The sequence below is a fragment of the Microvirga sp. VF16 genome (genome assembly GCF_016864375.1).
Taxonomy (GTDB): Bacteria; Pseudomonadota; Alphaproteobacteria; order Rhizobiales; family Beijerinckiaceae; genus Microvirga.
The window spans coordinates 809,272-827,668 of the sequence record NZ_CP069355.1; the positions used below are offsets into that span (position 1 = coordinate 809,272).

General features: G+C 61.4%; 15 protein-coding genes and 3 pseudogenes. 16 read left to right on the plus strand and 2 right to left on the minus strand.

What is annotated here, in order from left to right; genetic code table 11:
* From JO965_RS29245 to JO965_RS29270, 6 genes are all read left to right on the plus strand, one after another.
* Nucleotides 1–1,752 (plus strand): hydantoinase B/oxoprolinase family protein, encoded by a 1,752-nt coding sequence (locus JO965_RS29245; protein ID WP_246776945.1) that lies wholly within the window; start codon nt 1–3, stop codon nt 1,750–1,752.
* Nucleotides 1,753–2,008: 256 nt separating this feature from the next.
* Entirely contained in the window at nt 2,009–3,076 is a 1,068-nt protein-coding gene (locus JO965_RS29250) for an extracellular solute-binding protein (RefSeq protein ID WP_203444434.1), read from the plus strand.
* A 291-nt stretch (nt 3,077–3,367) separates the two neighbouring features.
* The gene (locus JO965_RS29255; protein WP_203444435.1) at nt 3,368–3,949 is read left to right on the plus strand and encodes a winged helix-turn-helix domain-containing protein; all 582 of its coding nucleotides are present in this window, start codon (nt 3,368–3,370) and stop codon (nt 3,947–3,949) included.
* Complete coding sequence (locus JO965_RS29260; RefSeq protein ID WP_246777059.1) at nt 3,913–4,401, plus strand: transposase; 489 nt, start codon at nt 3,913–3,915, stop codon at nt 4,399–4,401. Before JO965_RS29255 ends, JO965_RS29260 begins: the two co-directional genes overlap by 37 nt.
* Before the next feature lie 118 nt (nt 4,402–4,519).
* Nucleotides 4,520–5,350 carry an IS5 family transposase gene (locus tag JO965_RS29265; RefSeq protein WP_203444436.1) on the plus strand — a complete coding sequence of 277 codons (831 nt, stop codon included), beginning with the start codon at nt 4,520–4,522 and terminating at the stop codon, nt 5,348–5,350.
* Between the two features lie 676 nt (nt 5,351–6,026).
* On the plus strand, nt 6,027–6,380 hold the full coding sequence (locus JO965_RS29270) for a hypothetical protein (RefSeq protein WP_203444437.1): 354 nt from the start codon (nt 6,027–6,029) through the stop codon (nt 6,378–6,380).
* Here JO965_RS29270 and JO965_RS29275 read toward each other — a convergent pair.
* A pseudogene (locus JO965_RS29275) lies at nt 6,368–7,108 on the minus strand (IS66 family transposase); the annotation flags it as partial. The gene JO965_RS29270 and the pseudogene JO965_RS29275 overlap by 13 nt on opposite strands.
* A 183-nt stretch (nt 7,109–7,291) precedes the next feature.
* On the opposite strand from JO965_RS29275, the gene JO965_RS29280 reads away from it, so the two are divergent.
* The 5 genes and pseudogenes from JO965_RS29280 to JO965_RS29300 form a co-directional block, all read left to right on the plus strand.
* The gene (locus JO965_RS29280; protein WP_203444438.1) at nt 7,292–8,170 is read left to right on the plus strand and encodes a tyrosine-type recombinase/integrase; all 879 of its coding nucleotides are present in this window, start codon (nt 7,292–7,294) and stop codon (nt 8,168–8,170) included.
* Nucleotides 8,171–8,179: 9 nt separating this feature from the next.
* Nucleotides 8,180–9,025: pseudogene (locus JO965_RS29285) on the plus strand (IS91 family transposase); the annotation flags it as partial.
* Nucleotides 9,026–9,373: 348 nt separating this feature from the next.
* Entirely contained in the window at nt 9,374–10,855 is a 1,482-nt protein-coding gene (gene istA / locus JO965_RS29290; RefSeq protein WP_246776946.1) for an IS21 family transposase, read from the plus strand.
* Complete coding sequence (istB, locus tag JO965_RS29295; protein WP_203444440.1) at nt 10,852–11,661, plus strand: IS21-like element helper ATPase IstB; 810 nt, start codon at nt 10,852–10,854, stop codon at nt 11,659–11,661. Before istA ends, istB begins: the two co-directional genes overlap by 4 nt.
* A 399-nt stretch (nt 11,662–12,060) precedes the next feature.
* Nucleotides 12,061–12,774: pseudogene (locus JO965_RS29300) on the plus strand (IS630 family transposase); the annotation flags it as partial.
* 7 nt (nt 12,775–12,781) lie between these two features.
* On the opposite strand, the gene JO965_RS29305 reads toward JO965_RS29300, so the two are convergent.
* The gene (locus tag JO965_RS29305) at nt 12,782–13,861 is read right to left on the minus strand and encodes an IS630 family transposase (protein ID WP_203444441.1); all 1,080 of its coding nucleotides are present in this window, start codon (nt 13,859–13,861) and stop codon (nt 12,782–12,784) included.
* 289 nt (nt 13,862–14,150) lie between these two features.
* Between JO965_RS29305 and JO965_RS29310 the strand changes: the two genes are divergently transcribed.
* Genes JO965_RS29310 through JO965_RS29330 form a run of 5 tightly spaced genes read left to right on the plus strand, consistent with a single transcriptional unit; the run spans nt 14,151 to nt 18,392 of the window.
* Entirely contained in the window at nt 14,151–14,993 is an 843-nt protein-coding gene (locus tag JO965_RS29310) for a transporter substrate-binding domain-containing protein (RefSeq protein ID WP_203444442.1), read from the plus strand.
* Nucleotides 14,994–14,998: 5 nt separating this feature from the next.
* Nucleotides 14,999–15,973 carry a proline racemase family protein gene (locus JO965_RS29315; protein WP_203444443.1) on the plus strand — a complete coding sequence of 325 codons (975 nt, stop codon included), beginning with the start codon at nt 14,999–15,001 and terminating at the stop codon, nt 15,971–15,973.
* An 11-nt stretch (nt 15,974–15,984) separates the two neighbouring features.
* Nucleotides 15,985–16,638: an amino acid ABC transporter permease gene (locus JO965_RS29320; RefSeq protein ID WP_203444444.1), complete on the plus strand. Its 654-nt coding sequence runs from the start codon at nt 15,985–15,987 to the stop codon at nt 16,636–16,638.
* The gene (locus JO965_RS29325) at nt 16,638–17,486 is read left to right on the plus strand and encodes an amino acid ABC transporter ATP-binding protein (protein ID WP_203444445.1); all 849 of its coding nucleotides are present in this window, start codon (nt 16,638–16,640) and stop codon (nt 17,484–17,486) included. The genes JO965_RS29320 and JO965_RS29325 overlap by 1 nt, the downstream gene beginning before the upstream one ends.
* 6 nt (nt 17,487–17,492) lie before the next feature.
* Nucleotides 17,493–18,392, plus strand: a complete 900-nt coding sequence (locus JO965_RS29330; RefSeq protein WP_203444446.1) for a dihydrodipicolinate synthase family protein — start codon at nt 17,493–17,495, stop codon at nt 18,390–18,392.
* The last annotated feature ends 5 nt before the right edge of the window (nt 18,393–18,397 follow it).

An 18,397-nucleotide genomic window follows, 5' to 3' on the forward strand; every position in this document is an offset into this window, starting at 1 on the left:
ATGACTGACGTTGTCTTCATAACATTGCTACAGAATCGCCTCGACAACATTTCTCAGCAGATGGGTTGGGTAATGCAGCGAACAGCGCGCAGCCCCATCTTCAGCGACGCTCATGACTTCTCGTGTTTCATCGCGGATGTGAATGGAAATCTAGTTTCGGTGGCGGATGGACTCCCAATCCACACCGGCGGTGGCGGGTTTGCCGTCGAGGCGGTCGTCAAGAGCGTCGGTGGAATAGCATGCATTAGCCCGGGTGACGTATTTATTTCAAGTGACCCATATGAGGGAGGTGGCAACCACCTTCCGGATTGGACAATTGTAAGTCCAGTATTCTTCGATGACATGCTAATCGCGTTTACATGCAATAGGGCACATCAGTCAGACATCGGTGGGGGCGCGGCTGGTACATACAATTCAAAGGCAACCGAGATATTCCACGAGGGTATCCGCATACCGCCAATAAGGATCGCTACACAGGGCAACATCAATGAAGACTTAGTCAAGCTTCTGAAATTGAACTCACGTTGTCCCGCGCTCATTGAGGGCGATCTACGGGCGATGATCGGTTCTACGAAGATCGGTGCGAAACGTATTATCGAGCTTGCACACGAGGTCGGTGTCGACAAACTCGTTAAAGCATTTAACTCCGTATTGGACCATGCTGAGAAGCGAATGAGAGTTGCGATAGCAACGCTTCAGGCAGGCACCTACACCGGCATTGATGCTTCGGACACGGATTGTTTTACGGAAACTTCTGTTCCAGTAGTCGCCAGAATTGAAGTGAAAGGTGAGGCGATTTGGGTAGATCTTTCGGAAAGTGCCGATCAGATCAGAGGGTTTAAGAACAGCTCACTAGCAAATACGTATTCTGCTGTTTATGTTGCAATATTGTCGTTCTTAGGTTGTGACGTGCCGAGGAATGCCGGTGCCTTCAGGCCCATTAACATCATTACGCGCGAGGGCAGTGTTGTGCACGCTCGTTTTCCCGCTCCCCTAACGTCGTGCACTGGCTATCCAGCCACAGAAATTATCAATGCCGTTTGGCAAGCGCTCGGACAAGCCAGGCCAGACCTTTCCTGTGCTGGCTGGGGAAAGGCAAGTCACGGCATCTGTTCCGGAGTGGGCAAGGGTGGAGACACCTTTGTACTTTATCACATGCTCGCGCACGCTGGGACCGGGGCGGTTAGGGGGCGTGACGGCTTCCCATCTTTAGGAACGGTTGTAACTCTGGGTGGAATCCAAATTCCAAATGTGGAGGCCGTGGAAAGCAAGTATCCTGTATTCGTAAAACGACAGGAAATGCGCTGCGACGCTGCAGGAGCTGGTGAATATCGTGGGGGGACCGGGGTCCACTACGAAGTCATGATCGAAATGGACGCTGAACACTCCTTTCGGGGCGAGGGAGACCGCACCCCAAGTGGGTTTGGGGCAGTGGGCGGCGCGACAGGCGATAAAGCAAATGTAACAATCATTGGTATCGACGGAACGGCTGAGCAAGCGCCGCAATATGGCGTCGTCAACTTGCCTCCCATTGAACTTCACATCACGTCGTCTGCGGGTGGCGGATGGGGCAATCCTTATGCGAGGCCTCCTGAACGGGTCCTTCGCGATGTAGAGGACGAAATTGTAAGTACTTTTGCGGCGCGCTGTACTTACGGCGTCGCCATTGATGGTTCTACGATGGAGATTGATTGGGCCGAAACAGCTCGGTTGCGACAGCAGGCTGCACCCATGATCGGCCAAATCTTATAGCGAGCCTCAACCCTCATCTTTATCTTGACGTCGTCCACTCTTTGCTTTCGGCATTTCTTCGGCACGCTCATTCAGAGTACCGAGAGTGCCGCATAAAGAAAACAAGCGCTGTCATAATTATCCAAGAATACAACGAACTACATTCCTACTAGCGTATGGGTTTGTTGATCAAAGATTTTTGGACTTGGCCATAGCTTAGCGTTCGACGTCGGATGGCGCCGATGATCAAATCACCGAGTGGAGAGGAGAAGCGAAGATGAAGACAAAGTTTTCGTTGGGGGTCTTAGGTCTTGTGTCGGTTTTGATGTGCGCGCCAGTAACCTCTGCTGCCGCCGAGAGTCGTGAGGTTGTACTAGCAATTGATGGTGGCGCATACGAAAGGGTCATGCGCGAAAACTGGCTAAAGCCCTTTGCGCAGGCTACAGGAATCAAGGTCGTTGTGGTGTCGACTGCGAATCCCAACGAGCGGCGTGCCCAAGTACAGGCCATGGAGAAGTCCGGCAACGTGACGTGGGACATATTCGCCGAGAGCGATGTGGATGCCGATTCTCCATCCCATTCCGAGCGCGCTGCGAATATCGACGAGTTTTGCAAGCAGTTCACAAGTCGGTCCGACTTGCTGCCTGGAGCCTGCAAAGCCTCTGGAGTTCTAGCTGTCCGCGGTATGGGAGCGATAGTCTACAATAAAGAGCACTTCCCCAACGGTGGGCCGACCACTTGGAAGGAATTTTGGGACACTAAGGCTTTCCCTGGCGTCCGCGCCATGCCCGCTCGGACCGATGCGTGGAGGCAACTAATGCCGGCCCTGATGGCGGACGGCGCATCGGCGAACGCAATCTTCCCAATGGACGTCGACCGAGGCTTTAGGAAACTTGACGAGTTGCGACCGCATGTGGGGCTGTGGTGGACAACAAGCGACCAGGCGGTACAAGGCTTTCGCAATGGTGACTATGATGCTGGATTCATGTGGATGGTTCTGGTTCCTGGCCTCATAAAGGAAGGACAGCCGATTGCGTGGTCCTACAATGGTGCGATCGTCGTCGGCGATCGCTATGCCGTTGTGAAGAACGCGCCTCACAAGGCCGAAGCGCTTGAATTGCTGAAATTTCTGCTGGATACGCCGACAGTCCAAGGAAAGATCTGCGAGGCTTTATTCTGCACTCCGCCCAGCACTGATGCACTGGCGTATATCAGTGAGGAAGCGCGGGCGATTATGCCGTCAGCTGAGCAAGTTAAATCGGTGATGGCAACTCCGGACGGAGCGTGGCTTAACACCAACCAGCCGATGCTTGTCGAGCGCTGGAACAAGTGGATTCAGAAATAAGCGAGCCGGGACTCTTTCGCCGTCAGGCAAAGATAATCTAGATCTCAGTGATGGCGAAGGACGCTCATACTCTTGGTGCCACTAAGGGTTGCCCGACACGATGGTAACGGGGCGAAGCAGCAGCCCCGACTGACATCCCGGGTCGTGGCTGATCAGCCACGACCCACGGCCAGCAACCTTTCAAGTTCTACTTACACCTCGTCATCGCATTGTTTTGAACAAGTGGCTCTATTGATCTTCACGCGACAGGTGTAACATAGGACGGTGTCCGTCATCGTGAGGAGGTGCGCGATGGAAGACAACGTTTGGCGGCCGACGCATTTGACGTCGGAGCAGATGGAGGAGCGTCGCCTGGTGGCCGCGACGCTGCTGCGGCAGGGGCGGCTCTCTCAAGCAGACATCGCCCGGCATGTGGGGGTCAGCCGCGCCAGTGTCTGCCGCTGGGCCGCCACCCTGGCCCAAGAGGGCCCGCGCGGCCTGGAAGCGCGCCCCATCCCGGGACCCTCGCCCCGCCTCGATGAGAAGGCTTGGGCTCGGCTGGGCCGGCTGCTGGATCGGGGTGCGGTGGCGGCGGGCTTTGCCACCGAGCGCTGGACCCTTGGCCGCATCGCCGCCGTGATCGAGCGCGAGTTCGGGGTGCATTATCATCCGCGCTACCTGGAGCGACCACTGAAGGCGCACGGCTTCAGCGTACAGCGCCCGGCCACACGGGCGAGGGAGCGCGACGAGCTGGTGATTGCGGTCTGGCCCAAGCGCGACTGGGTGGCGTTGAAAAAAAGGCCCAGCGCGAGCACCGCACGCTTCTTCTCTGGGACGAGACCGGCCACAGCTTCCGGATCCGGCCGGGCACGACCTGGGCGCGACGCGGGCTGACCCCCGTGCTCCAGCGGGTGAGCAAGCGACGTGAGGTGTCGAGCATCGTGGCGATCACGCCGGACGGGCGGCTGTATGCGCGTCATTTCCGCACCTCCATCTCGAGCCGCTGTGTCATTCAGGCTCTGCGCTCTGTCCGCTGCAAGATCGGCACGCCGCTGCTGGTGGTCTGGGATCGGCTCAACGCGCACCGCTCACGGGCGACTACGGACTTCATCGCTTCGCACGCACAGGACTTTGCGGTGGCCTATCTGCCAGCCTATGCCCCGGAGTTGAATCCGGAAGAGCAGTGCAATGCCTTCGTCAAGCGCGCCATGGCAAACGCTCTGCCCGGATCAGTCGATGACCTGCATCGGCTCGCCCGTCGCGAGTTCGGCCGCCTCAAACGTCACCCCGAGATGATCGTCCGCTTCTTCCGCCATGCAGGCCTCTCCATTACCGGCATCCCGTGAAGATCATTAAGAGGCTGGTGAGCAATTTTATTGCTCGATCTAAGTCTTTGATTGACCATAGGTTTGGAGCTGGGCCGCGGCTGCGGACGCGGGCTGTTTGATGATCAGGAGCCCCACCATGGATGCCTGTTCCTACGCCAGCGATCTCACTGATGCCGAATGGGCGCTGCTCGCGCCTCTCGTCCCCCGCAGCCATCCAGCGGGACGGCGGCAGACCTATCCGTTGCGGCGCATCCTCGATGCGATCTTCTATTTGCTGCGCACCGGAGCCCAGTGGCGGCTGCTGCCGCACGAATATCCGCCGCGCTACGCCGTCTTCTACCACTATACCCAGTGGCGCGAGGACGGCACCTGGGAGCAGGTCACGCGCGTGCTGCGCGAGAGGTATCGCTGTCGGATTGGCCGCAATCCGCAGCCGACAGCCGCGATCATCGACAGCCAGTCCGTCAAGACCACCGAGATGGGCGGACCACGTGGTTATGATGGTGGCAAAAAGATCAAGGGCCGCAAGCGCCATCTTCTCGTTGATACGCAAGGCAATCTGTTGAAGAACAAGGTGCAGCCCGCGGACCTCCACGATCGCGCCGGAGCCGAACTCCTGTTGGAGGGTCTGAAGCATCTGTTTCCGGCCATTGAGCTGATGTGGGCCGACACCGCTTATCGAGGTTTGCGGGACTGGCTCCAGAAAGCCCTGGGCTGGAGATTATCCATCCCGCAGCATTGGTGGAGCGGCGGAACCTGGATGCGGATTGACGCAGAGCCGCCGACGCGTCCGAGCGGCTTTCAAGTACTCGCACGCCGATGGGTGGTGGAGCGGACCATTGGTTGGCTGACCACCAACCGACGGCTGGCGAAGGACTATGAGCGCCTGGTCGAGACCGGTGAGATGCTGCTCTATCTCGCCATGAGCCGCATCCTGCTGCGTCGCCTCCCGCGAAAGGAAAGATAATTGCTCACCAGCCTCTAAGACCGCGATTGATTGCCTCCTACGTGAGGGTGCACAAAGTATCATGTGGGTCGAGTAGCTGATTGGCCCTGAGGCGGGTCTTGGGCTAGCTATTGTCGAAATCGGGTTGACTGCCTCTGCCACTTCGGATGCGCTCGCGACCCTCTAGTTGTGCTCTCAACTGCCACAGGCATGACTGAGTCAGGTCCAACCGATCATCCACTAACTTTGCTTTCGGACCATGTGGTTTGATGGGATACTCATGCTTGACGGATCGCGACAGGTTTTTTCGATCTCGCCGCGTTCACAATGCGGAAAGAATGCAATGTGGCGTCGCAATCCGTAGCAATCGGGGGATCAAGCCGCGCAGATTGGAGGCGGGATAGATGCAGTTGCAGGTAAGTGAGGTTACTGATGGTCCGTAGATCCAAACGAAACCTTCCTAAATTCTGTGGGAGCTTTTCCGATTGCTGACAGACAGCGACGGCGCGTTCGTATGCGGAAATGTCTACCGAAGTGACGACAAGTCCACGCTTTCGACTGCGGGAGAATAGACATGGGTCGGTAGCAGTGCTTGTCTCCTGCTCCGGAACCATGCCCCTGTCGGTATCAGGTCGCCATATATGGCGAGCGAATCAGTCACATAAATCTTGCTTCCGAAGCCGTTGGTGCCATCGACATGCTGCCTTTGTTGGGCGCACGTCAGCCTGACGTCGGGCGCACAGGGCAAGGCACAACCGAAATCGCCACGGGTGGCCCGTCTCCTGACGAAAATGTTGCTCACTTTGCTGGCGCCATCACCCAACAGCTCTCGGCGGATATATCCGCATTGTTCCTTTCCCTAGCAAAGGGCAATCTGAACATATCCATATGGGAGGGTGCCGTGACCACAGCCGCACGACGAAAGGCCGACAGAGAGCGCAAAAAAGCAGAGCGTGATGCCCACAAGGCCGCCGGCGTGCCTGATTCCGTCGTCTTGGATCGGGCAATCGTCGATGGTAAGCGGGCAGCTGATGCCGTTCAGGGCCGATAATTCCACGGCATGAGAGCGTCGATCTCGCGGTTGGGCCATCCGTTGGCGATGCGCTCAAGCGTCTGGGTCAGCCAGGCGTGCGGATCGACGGTGTTCATTTTGGCCGTGGCCAGAAGGCTGGCAATGGCAGCCCATGTGCGCCCGCCACCATCGGAGCCTGCAAACAGACTGTTCTTCCTTGTGATCGTCTGCGGCCGGATCGCGCGTTCAACGGTGTTGGAATCCAACTCGACGCGTCCGTCCGATAAGAACTGCTCAAGAGAGACACGCCGCGTGAGAGCATAGCGGATCACCTCGGCCAGCTTCGACTTGCGCGACAGCTTGGGCAGTTCCTTCTCCCAGAATTTGAACAACGTGCTCACGACCGCAGCCGATTCCGCCTGGCGAGCCTGCATTCGTGTACCTGCATCCTTGCCACGAACGCTGTCCTCCACAGCCCAGAGCGCCGCCATCTGCTCCAGCGTCTGCGCCGCCACCATGGAAGCATCCGAGACGTGCAGCTCGTAGAATTTCCTGCGCACATGCGACCAGCAGGCGGCCAGCTGCACGCCTTCATTGGCTCCCTCAGGCCGGGCCAGTCGATGATAGGCCGTGTAGCCGTCCACCTGCAGGATGCCGCGATAGCCTTCGAGATGACGGACCACGCACTCGCCGGCCCGGCTGTCCTCGAAGCGGTAGACCACGATCGGCGGATCGCTGCCGCCAAACGGCCGATCATCGCGCTTATGTAGAACTCTACATAAGCGCGATTGGACTAACCCGCTCCGCAATGGCGGAGCGGCAAGGACGGTATGGCCGGCGGCGCAATCCTGATGCCGTCGTTTGCCGTGGTGGTCATGTGTTCAACAGGCGCCCCAACTGCGCGAGGATCGGCTGTTTGCAGCCCATTCCATCGGACAGAGGAGCTTGTCATGACCCAACTTCGCAAGCGCATGAGCGAGGATATGCAGGTGCGCAATCTTTCGCTCAATACCCAGCTCTCGTATCTGCAGCAGGTGTCGCTGTTTGCGCGTCACTTCGGCAAGTCGCCGGACTTGCTCGGGCGAGAGGAGATTCGGACCTATCAGGTCTATCTGACCAACGAGAAGAAGCTGTCGCCCGGCTCGATCCACACCGCCATTGCGGCGCTGCGCTTTCTCTACAGGGTGACGCTCGCGAGAGACTGGGCGCCGGAGGAGGTCCTGCCGTTTCCCAAGAAGCCACAGAAACTGCCGGTCATCCTCAGTCCGGAGGAAGTGCAGCACTTTCTCGGCTGTGTGCTCGAGCTCAAACACCACGCCATCCTGACGACCTGCTATGCTGCCGGTTTGCGCATCTCTGAAGCGGTTCAGCTGAAGCCCACGGACATCGACAGCCAGAGAATGGTCATCCGTGTCGAGCAGGGCAAAGGCCAGACGGATCGCTATGTCATGCTGTCGCCCAAGCTTCTGGAGATCTTGCGCGACTATTGGAAGGTGCGCCGGCCAAAAGCGTGGCTTTACCCCGGCGATCGCGCCGGCGAACCGATCACCAGGGGCGCGGTGGGGCAAGCCTGCGCGAAAGCGCACGAACTCTCCGGCTTGTCCAAACCAGTGACGCCGCATAGCTTGCGGCACGCCTTCGCCGTCCATCTCCTGGAGGCCGGCGCCGACGTGCGCACCATTCAACTGCTGCTCGGTCACCGCAGCCTGGCGACCACCGCCCACTACCTGCGCATCGCCACCAACAAGGTCTGTGCCACGTCGAGCCCGTTCGAGCTTTTGCCCCGTCCCGCGCCCACCCTGCCGCCCGCCAAGCCCGAGTACTTCTGAGCTCGGCCGATGGCCCGTTCGGGGCCGGAAGTGGCGGACATCTTCCGTCGCTACGGCGAGGCCTACGCCCAGCACGCATCGCTGTCGACCGCTCAGCGCCGCGTCATGACGGCGATCGAACTGTGCCGGACCGCCGCGCTCGGGGGGCACGTCGAAGCGTGCGATCAATGCGGCCACAGGCGGATCGCCTTCAACAGCTGCCGCGACAGGCATTGTCCCCGCTGCCAATCCCTGGCCCGTGCGCAATGGCTGGAGGATCGTCGCGCCGAGCTTCTCGACACCCAGTACTTTCACGTCGTCTTCACGCTGCCGGAGCCCATGGCCGCCATCGCCTATCAGAACAAGGCGCTCGTCTACGGCCTTCTCTTCCGCGCCACCGCCGAGACGCTGCGCACCATCGCCGCCGACCCCAAGCATTTGGGCGCCGAGATCGGCTTCTTCGTCGTTCTGCACACCTGGGGGCAAAATTTGCTGCACCATCCCCACCTGCACTGCGTCGTCCCGGGTGGCGGGATCTCGCCGGACGGCACGCGATGGATCGCCTGCAAGCCCGGCTTCTTCCTGCCCGTCCGGGCTCTCTCGCGCCTGTTCCGGCGATTGTTCCTGGAGCATCTCGAGAAAGCCTTCGACGCCGGCCAACTGCAGTTCTTCTCTGGCTTACAGGCCTTGAGCGAGCGCGACGCCTTCCGGCGCTATTTGGCGCCGCTGCGAAAGGCAGAATGGGTCGTCTATGCCAAGCCGCCCTTCGCCGGACCCGAGCAGGTTCTCGACTACGTCGCCCGCTACACGCACCGCGTCGCCATCTCCAACAACCGCATCATTGACATCGAGGACGGCGCGGTGCGTTTCCGCTGGTGTCGCTTTGCCCCTAAAGGCGAGATAAGGAATTCAACAAAATCAATGGCAATCCTTTGCTGCAAAATGCGAGATTTTGCCTTTAAGATCGAGATTTATCCCCCTTAATGTGAGACAGTAAGGCGCGGCGATCAGGCTGGAAGTTGAGCGGCAATCTGGGTGAGAGGTGACGCCGCTGCCGCTCCGCAAGGAGGGCCGAGGCCCGACTGAAGGGGCGGCAGCGGCGACGGCGCGATCCGTCAGGACCGCACCGTCTGGCTGTCGTGGCCGACCGGATAAGGAGTGGGGTTCTTCACGACCAAATGAGGAACCCAGCCTTTGCCCGGCCGCCACATCACCGACTGCCAGATGAGACTCTACATGAAGCTTCGTCAGACCGACACCACCCTGATCGCCGCTGCCAAGGCCGGCTTCAGTCCCTCCACCGCCTCTCGCATCAACAAGGACCCGCGTCTTCCTTCCCAGAAGAAGGCTCCCCGCGGGCGCCGGCGCCCCGATCCGCTCGCGGGTGTCTGGGACAGCGAGATTGTCCCGCTGCTCCAGGCCGCCCCGAGCCTGCGGCCCGTGGCCCTCTTCGAAGAGATCGTCCGCCGCCATCCCGACCTCGGCTCCGGCATCCGCCGCACCCTCGAGCGCCGGGTTCGTTCCTGGCGCGCCCTGCACGGCCCTGAGCAGGAGGTCATCTTCCGCCAGGTGCACGAGCCCGGACGCATGGGCCTGTCCGACTTCACCGACATGGCCGATCTGGCCATCACGGTAGCCGGCCAGCCCCTCGATCACCGGCTCTATCACTTCCGGCTCGCCTATTCCGGCTTCGAGCATGCCCATGTGGTGCTCGGCGGCGAAAGCTATGTTGCGCTCGCCGAGGGGCTGCAGAACGCCCTCTGGGCCTTGGGTGGCGCTCCACGCGAACACCGCAGCGACAGCCTCTCGGCGGCCTTCCGCAATCTCGATCGCGACGCCCGCGAGGACCTGACCCGGCGCTACGATGCCCTGTGCAGCCATTACGGCATGGAGCCGAGCCGCAACAATACCGGCATCGCCCACGAGAACGGCTCCATCGAGAGCGTGCACGGCCACCTCAAGAAGGTCATCGCGGATGCCCTGCTGCTGCGCGGCGCGCGCGACTTTGCCGATCTGTCCGCCTACCGCCGCTTCGTCGACGAGGTGGTCGGGCGCCGCAATGCCCGCAACACTCCGCGCATCGCGGTCGAGCGCGCGGCGCTCCACGAGCTGCCGGACCGGCGCACCGCCGATTACGAGGACGCGATCGTCACGGTGACCTCGACCAGCGGCTTCGTCCTGCGCAAGGTGTTCTACAGCGTGCCCTCGCGCCTGATCGGCCACCGGCTGCGGGTGCGCCTGTATGACGATCGCCTCGAGGTCTATCTCGGCGGCACGCATCAGTTCACGCTGCCGCGCGGGCGGGCCCATCCCAACGGAAAGCACGGGCATGTGGTCGATTACCGCCATGTGATCCACTCGCTGCGGCGCAAGCCCATGGCCCTGATGGGGCTGGTCTACCGCGATCAGCTCTTTCCCCGCCAAGCCTATGCCCGGGCTTTTGAAGCGATGATGGGTAAGGTTCCCATCCGCACCGCCTGCCGCACCATGGTCGATCTGCTCGCCCTGGCGCATGAGCGCGCCTGCGAGGCCGAACTCGCCGCGCGCCTCGACGAGGACTTGCAGGCCGGCCGGCTGCCGGATCTCAAGCGCTTGCGCGCCCTCTTCAGTCCGGATGCCGGCGCCGTGCCCGACATCACGGTCTCCTATGCGCCGCTCAGTGCCTACGAGGAACTCGCCCGCGTGGATCAGGGAGAGGTCGCATGACGAGCCCTGATGCCATCGATGTCGGTCGCCTGACCCTGGCGCTCAACGACCTGCGGCTGCCGGCGATCAAGACGATCTGGCCGGACTTCGCGGCCCGTGCCGACAAGGAAGGCTGGCCGGCGGCCCGCTTCCTGGCGGCTCTGGCCGAGCACGAGATGGCCGAGCGGGCCAGCCGGCGCATCCAGCGCCATCTCGACGAGGCCCGTCTTCCGCCCGGCAAAACCCTCGACAGCTTCGACTTCTCCGCGGTGCCGATGATCAGCAAGGCCCAGGTGATGGCGCTGGCGGCCGGCGACAGCTGGCTCGAGAAGGGCGCCAATCTGTTGATGTTCGGCCCGCCGGGCGGGGGCAAATCGCACCTGGCGGCAGCCCTGGGTCTGGCCCTGGTCGAGAACGGCTGGCGGGTGCTGTTCACCCGCACCACCGATCTTGTGCAGAAGCTGCAGAGCGCGCGGCGGGATCTGCAGCTCGAGGCGGCGATTGCCAAACTCGACAAGTACCACCTGCTGATCCTCGACGACCTCGCCTATGTCAGCAAGGATCAGGCCGAAACCAGCGTCATCTTTGAACTCATCGGCGCCCGCTACGAGCGGCGCTCGCTCTTGATTACGGCCAATCAGCCCTTTGGCGCCTGGAATTCGGTCTTTCCGGATCAAGCGATGACGCTCGCCGCGGTGGATCGCTTGGTGCACCACGCCACCATCTTCGAGATGAATGTCGAGAGCTATCGCCGCAGAGCCGCCATCGAGCGTAAACGCGGACCAGGACGTCCGCCGACGCGCGCGACAATCAAGGCCTCATCCTGATTGACGCTCACAGCGACAATCAAGAAAGAACTTGCATCCATGTCGTGGCGCGACAATCATCGTCCTGCCGCGACAGCAAATCACTACCGTGATCGCCGCGCTCCTCAATCCAGATCGTCGCGCAATAAGACAGCGTTTACAGGGGTGTGCGGCTGGCTGCGATGCAGATGGATCGGAACCTGACAGAGTTCGCCAAGGTCGCCTTGCTCCGGACCTGTCACAAGGAAGCCCGTTTGCTCGCCACCGTCGATCGTATCGCGCCAGATACAGCACCGCGTTCACACGCAGGGATCAAAGAGCCGTGAACAAACCTGATCGGCATCTCGCCTTTAAGGGCAAAGAATGTCGCTTTTCGACACCCAACGCGACGAATCTCAAAGTTAAAGGCAAAGTGACACCTGGCAGCAGAAGATGTGGTGCGTGCCCAAGATTGATGGCGAGTATGTGGCGCGCATGGAGGACGTGCTCGACCTCTATGCTGAGGTGCCGGATCCGCAGCACCCGGTGGTGTGCTTTGATGAAAGCCCCGTCCAACTCATCGGCGAGACGCGTCAGCCGCTCCCGGCCACGCCCGGGCAGGTCGAGCGGGTTGATTACGAGTATCGCCGCTGCGGCACGGTGAACCTGTTCGTGATGGTGGATGCGCATCGACCCTGGCGCAAAGTGAACGTCACGGATCGCCGGACGGCCAAGGACTTTGCTGTGTGCATGCGCGAACTTGTGGATGTCGACTTTCCGCAGGCCGAGCGGATCCGGGTGGTGATGGACAATCTGTCGACGCACACGCCTGGCTCCCTCTATGAGGCTTTCCCGCCTGACGAGACGCATCGCCTCCTGGGACGGCTGGAGTTCCACTTCACCCCCAAGCACGCAAGCTGGCTAAACATGGTCGAAATCGAGATCGGGGTGCTCAAGGGCCAGTGCCTGGATCGGCGGATCGATGATCGCGCCCGGCTGGAGCAGGAGATCGCCGCCTGGGAGCGCGAGCGCAATGCCGCCGGCGCACGCATCACCTGGATGTTCACGACCGAGAAGGCCCGCACCAAGATGGGCCGCGCCTATCCCAAGACCGCTCCGAAAGAGCCACCCGCCAAACCGTCAAAATCACTGTGACAAGGATCTAGTGTTGTGACTCTAACGCTTGTTTCGCACGGGCGACCTTTTCCAGGATCGCCGAGGCCGGGGCTGTCCAGACAAAGGGTCGAGGGTCGGCATTGTGGCGCTCCAGGTAGTCCATGATCGCGCTCTCCAGATCGGGCACGCTCGTGAAGGCGCCGCGCCGGATGCGCTCCTGCGTGATCAGGGCAAAGAAGCGCTCGACCTGGTTGAGCCACGAAGCCGAGGTCGGGGTGAAGTGCAGATGAAAGCGCGGATGCTTCGAAAGCCAAGCCCTCACCCTCGGGTGCTTGTGCGTCGCGTAATTGTCCACAATCAGGTGCAGGTCGAGGCGCTTGTCGGTGTTGCGATGGATGACGCGCAGGAAGCGGAGAAACTCCTGATGGCGATGGCGCTTCATGCAGGTGCCCAGCACCGTGCCGGTCGCCACATCGAGAGCAGCAAACAGGGTCGTGGTGCCATGGCGTTTGTAGTCGTGGGTCATCGTGCCGGCACGACCCTTCTTGAGCGGCAGGCCGGGCTGGGTGCGGTCGAGCGCCTGGATCTGAGATTTCTCATCAACCGCCAGAACCAGGGCTTTGTCCGGCGGATCGAGATAGAGGCCGACCACGTCCTGGACCTTCTCGACAAAGTGCTTGTCGGTGGAGAGCTTGAACGTCTTGATCAGATGTGGCTTGAGGCCGTGCGCGTGCCAGATCCGCTGCACGCTGGTGTGGGACAGGCCTGTGACAGCCGCCATGGAGCGCACGCTCCAGTGCGTCGCGCGCGGCGGTTTCTCATGCAGGGTCAGATGGAGGACGCGCTGGATCACCGCTGCCGTGAGGGGCTTGCGCCCCGGCGGGCGGGTGGCGTCCTTGAGAAGCCCCTCCACGCCCGCCTGCGCATAGCGGCGGCGCCAGCGCCGCACCGTCAGCGTGCTCGTGCCAACGCGGGCGGCCACCTCGGTGGTGCGCAAGCCTTCGCCCGTCAGCAGAACAATCCGAGCCCGCCAGACAACCTTCTGGGGGGTATTGCGGTCGCGGACCAGGGTCTCCAGGCGATCCCGATCAGCGGCGGAAACCTCAATGCGTTCGATCTTGCCCATCAGAGCAACATCGCACGTCAGACCAGATTTCGGAATCACCCGTCAGTGACAGAACACTAGGTTCTCTGTGGCAGGCCGCCATGCCGGGAATGCCCTACGCTGACGTTAAGAGCACTATGTCATTAATTGCAACACTCACTAGAGCCGCATCCTTCAAGACCTTTTAGAGCATGATCTAATGTTCAGCTAGCCATCGCAGAAAGTGGAAAATTTCACTTGCATGGCATTGCGCAATCGGTATGGTTCATTTCGTTAATGACATAATTCAATACGCGCGGAGGAGACTTCAATGAACCGTTGGATGACTGCGATTGCCGCTGCCGCCATTGGCGCAGCAACATTGTTCGGCCCGGCTTCGACGCCGGCTCGAGCCGAAGATCCCTCCCTGGTGCTTAACCGCATCAAGGAAAGTGGAAAGCTGAAGTTCCCGGTCATGACCGCCGAGGAGCCTGGCTACGTTAAAGACCCGCGCACCGGCGAATGGGGTGGCTTCTTCGTCGACTGGGGCAAGGACATTGCCAACCTGCTCGGCGTTAAGATCGAGTACGTCGAGACGACCTGGGGCAATCTTGCCGCCGACTTCCAGGCCGGCAAAGTGGACCTCGCGGTGGCCCTGAACCCCAACCCGCGCCGCGGCCTCGTCGTCGACTACGTGCCTGGCTCCATCGTCGACGGCATCTGGGCGCTGATTGCCCGTCCGGGCTACGCGCCGAAGACCTGGCGCGAGATGGACACCAAGGAATCCCGCATCGCCGTTCAGAAGGGCGGCACCATGCAGGTCATCGCCGAGTCGGTCATTCCCAACGCCACCATCGTCGTTGTGCCCACGCGTGACCAAGCCATCCTCGAGCTTCAATCGGGCAAGGTCGACGCCATCATCCTCGCCGATCAGGATGCTGCCCTGCTTGACTCAAAGGGTCTCGGCAAAGCCGTTGTGCCTATGCCGGTATTGAAGAATCCCTCCACCATCGGCATCCGCCGAGAGGCAGGCAACGAAGGCTACGCAAACTTCCTGGCCAACTGGATGTCGCAGCAGAACTCGCTGGGTCTCGCCTGCTCGCGCATCACCCGCTACATGCTCGAGCGCGGCATCGACATGAAGGTGGTTCCCCAGTCTGGCAAGTACTGCTGACCGCCATGCGTACGAACCGTCTCTTCACTGTCATTGACTCCCACACCGCCGGGCATCCTACCCGCGTGGTCACGGCAGGTATCCCTCCGCTGCCTGGGCAATCCGTCCGCGAGCAGCGGGATTACTTCCGCGAGCACCATGACGAGTTGAGGGGGCTGTTGCTTCACGAACCGCGCGGGCATGCCGCCATGGCGGCGGCGGTGCCCGTGCCTTCCCGGGAGGCGGATCGGGGGCTGTTCTTCGTCTTCTCGTACAGCTATGCCGACATGTGCGGCCACGCCACGATCGGCTATGTCGCCAGTCTTGCGGCCATGGGCGCGCTGCCGTCGAATTTCGAGCAGAACGGCATGTCCATTGAGACCCCGGCCGGCATCGTCCATGTGACCGGCACATTCGAGGCTGACCGTCTTACATCCGTCGTGCTGCGCAACGTTCCCTCCTTCGTGACCGAGGCTGACATCACCGTCGAGGCCGAGGGCCTCGGCACGGTCACCTGCGATATCGCCTATGGTGGGATCGTGTATGCGCTGGTGGATGCAAGCCAGGTCGATCTTCCCTTCGACATCGGCCACGCCAACCAATGGTGCCGTGCGGGTGTGGCCATCAAGGAAGCGCTCAACGGCCGCAGCAAAGCTCCCTCGCAGGTCAGCAGCGTGCTGTTCCACCAGGCCATTGAGGGCGGATCCCGCCATCTGGTGATCTTGGCCGGCAACAAGTTCGACCGCTCGCCCTGCGGCACCGGCACCTCCGCGCGTCTGGCCCAGCTCCACGTCCGTGGAGAGTTGGCGGAGGGCGCGCCCTACCGGGCCGAGAACATTCTCGGCGTCCCTTTCGCGGCCAAGGTCGTCGGCGTGTCTGAGGGTAAGGACGGCCAGCCTGCCGTGATCCCGGAGATCCGCGGCATGGCTCATGTCAGTGCATTTTCCACTCTGGTGCTGGAAGCGGACGATCCGCTGCCGGCTGGTTTCCTTCCCGGCTGAGGGAGAACGCCATGAAATTCGACCTGTCACTCGTCCTACAAAATTGGGACCTGCTGGCCTTTGGCCTGCTCGTCACCCTGAAATACACCGTCTATACCTGCGCGATCGGCCTCGTGATCGGCCTCTTCGTGGCGCTGCTTCAGCTCACGCCCTGGGGCCCAGTGCGCTGGATCGGCCGCATCTGGGTGGAGTTCTTCCGCAACATACCGCTGCTGGTGCTGCTGCTGTGGACCTATTATGCCATGCCGATTTTCCTTCAGATCCAGATCAGCAAGGAAACGGCGGGAATCCTCGGGCTCGGATTCTATGCCAGCGGCTTCTATGCTGAGATCCTGCGCGCTGGTGTCCAATCCATTGACCGTGGCCAAACCGACGCCGCTGTGGTGCTGGGTATGAGCTATCTCCAGCGCATGAGGCGGATCATCCTGCCGCAAGCCTTGCGCCGCATGGTGCCGCCGTTGATGGGCCAGACGATCATGCAGCTCAAGAACACCACGCTGCTCTCCGTGCTGACCATCCCCGACCTGTTGTACCAAGCGGGCTACATCTCCAGCACCACCTATCGGCCGATGGAGGTCTACACCGTGATCGGCATTCTCTTCATCCTCATCCTGTTCCCCCTAAGCGCCCTTTCGCGCCGGTTTGAGCGCAAGGAGGCCGCGTGATGACCGCAACATCCAAAGACGTCGTCCTGAGCGTACGCGGAATCGAGAAGTCCTTCGGTACCCAGCATGTGCTGCGCGGCGTCGACCTCGACGTGCATCGCGGCGAGGTGGTCTGCCTGATCGGCGCCAGCGGCTCGGGCAAGACCTCGCTGCTGCGCTGCATGAACCTGTTGCTGGAGCCCGATCAGGGCGAGGTCGTCATCGAGGGTGCGCCCCTGTTCCGCCACACCAAGGCCGGGCGGCTGAAGCTGTCCAGCGCGCAGGTCAGCGCCGTGCGCATCAAGACCGGCATGGTGTTCCAGAATTTCAATCTGTTCCCCCACCGCACCGCGCTGGAGAACATCATCGAAGCCCCAATGGTGGTGAAGAAAGAGCCGCGCGCCGAGGCTGAGGCACGAGCGCGCGAACTCCTCGCCCGCATGGGCCTTCCCGCCGCCGGGCACAAATACCCATCACAACTGTCCGGAGGCCAGCAGCAGCGCGTTGCCATCGCTCGCGCGCTCGCCATGCAGCCCACCATCATGCTGTTCGACGAGCCGACCTCGGCGCTGGATCCGGAACTGGTGGGCGAAGTGCTCGCCGCCATCCGCCAGCTCGCGGCTGAGGGCATGACGATGGTCATCGTCACCCACGAGATTGGCTTCGCCTATGAGTTGGCCGATCGGGTGGTCTTCATGGACCAAGGCGTGGTGGCTGCCAGTGGCCCTCCGCGCGAACTCCTGCTGTCGGGTGCCAACCCGAGGCTTGCGGCCTTCGTCAGCCGCTTCACGGAGCAGGCCCGTCTTCTCAGTCCCCTCGTGGCTGCGGCCACGCACATCCCTCCAACCACGTCTCTTGCACAAGGATAGAAAATCATGGCCAATGTAAACTGGAGTGGCATCTTCCCCGTTCTCGTGACCCCCTTCGATGCCGATGGCTCGATCAACGAGACCCGGTACAAGGAACTCATCGATGATGCCATTGCCAACGGCGCACAGGGCGTGGTGGCAGCCGGAAGCACCGGCGAGTTCTATGCCCTCACCAAGGATGAGCGCGCCCGCCTCTACAAGCTGACTGTCAACCATGCAGCGGGCCGCGTGCCCGTGCTGGCGGGCGTTGCCGACCTGCGGGTCGAGGATGTCCTGGAAGCGTGCCAGTCCGCCGTCGCCGCAGGCTGCGCAGGCGGAATGATCCTGCCGCCGATCTACGCCATGCCGAGCCCGCGTGAGATCATTGCCTTCTTCGAGTACATCTCCCGCAATACCCCGCTGCCGCTGATGCTCTACAATAGCCCGCGCCGCGCCGGCGTCGACATCACCCCAGCGCTGGTGGAGCAACTCTCGGCCCTACCGACCGTAGTTGCCATCAAGGACAGCTCGGGTGCCATCACCCAAGTGAGCGAACTCGTGCAGCGCGTCGGTGACAAGCTCCGTGTATTCGTCGGCTACGAGACCATGATCGTGCCAGCCCGCGCCGTTGGCGCCCACGGTGTCATCGCCATGGCACACCAGATTGCAGGCCCCCTGATCCGCGACTACTGGGACAAGGCACTCACCGGAGACAAGGCAGTCGAGGACCTCGGCCGTGATGTATTCGCCTTCTACCGCTGCTTCCAGTCTGGCGCCTATTACGCAGCCATCAAGGAGACCATGAGCCAACTCGGCCGCGATGCCGGTGGCCCACGCTTGCCGCTGCTGCCACTCGCAGACGAGCAGAAAGCCGCGATCTCCAAGATCATCGCCGATGCAGGCCTTGTCCGTTGGGCCAAGGGCTGAGCCAA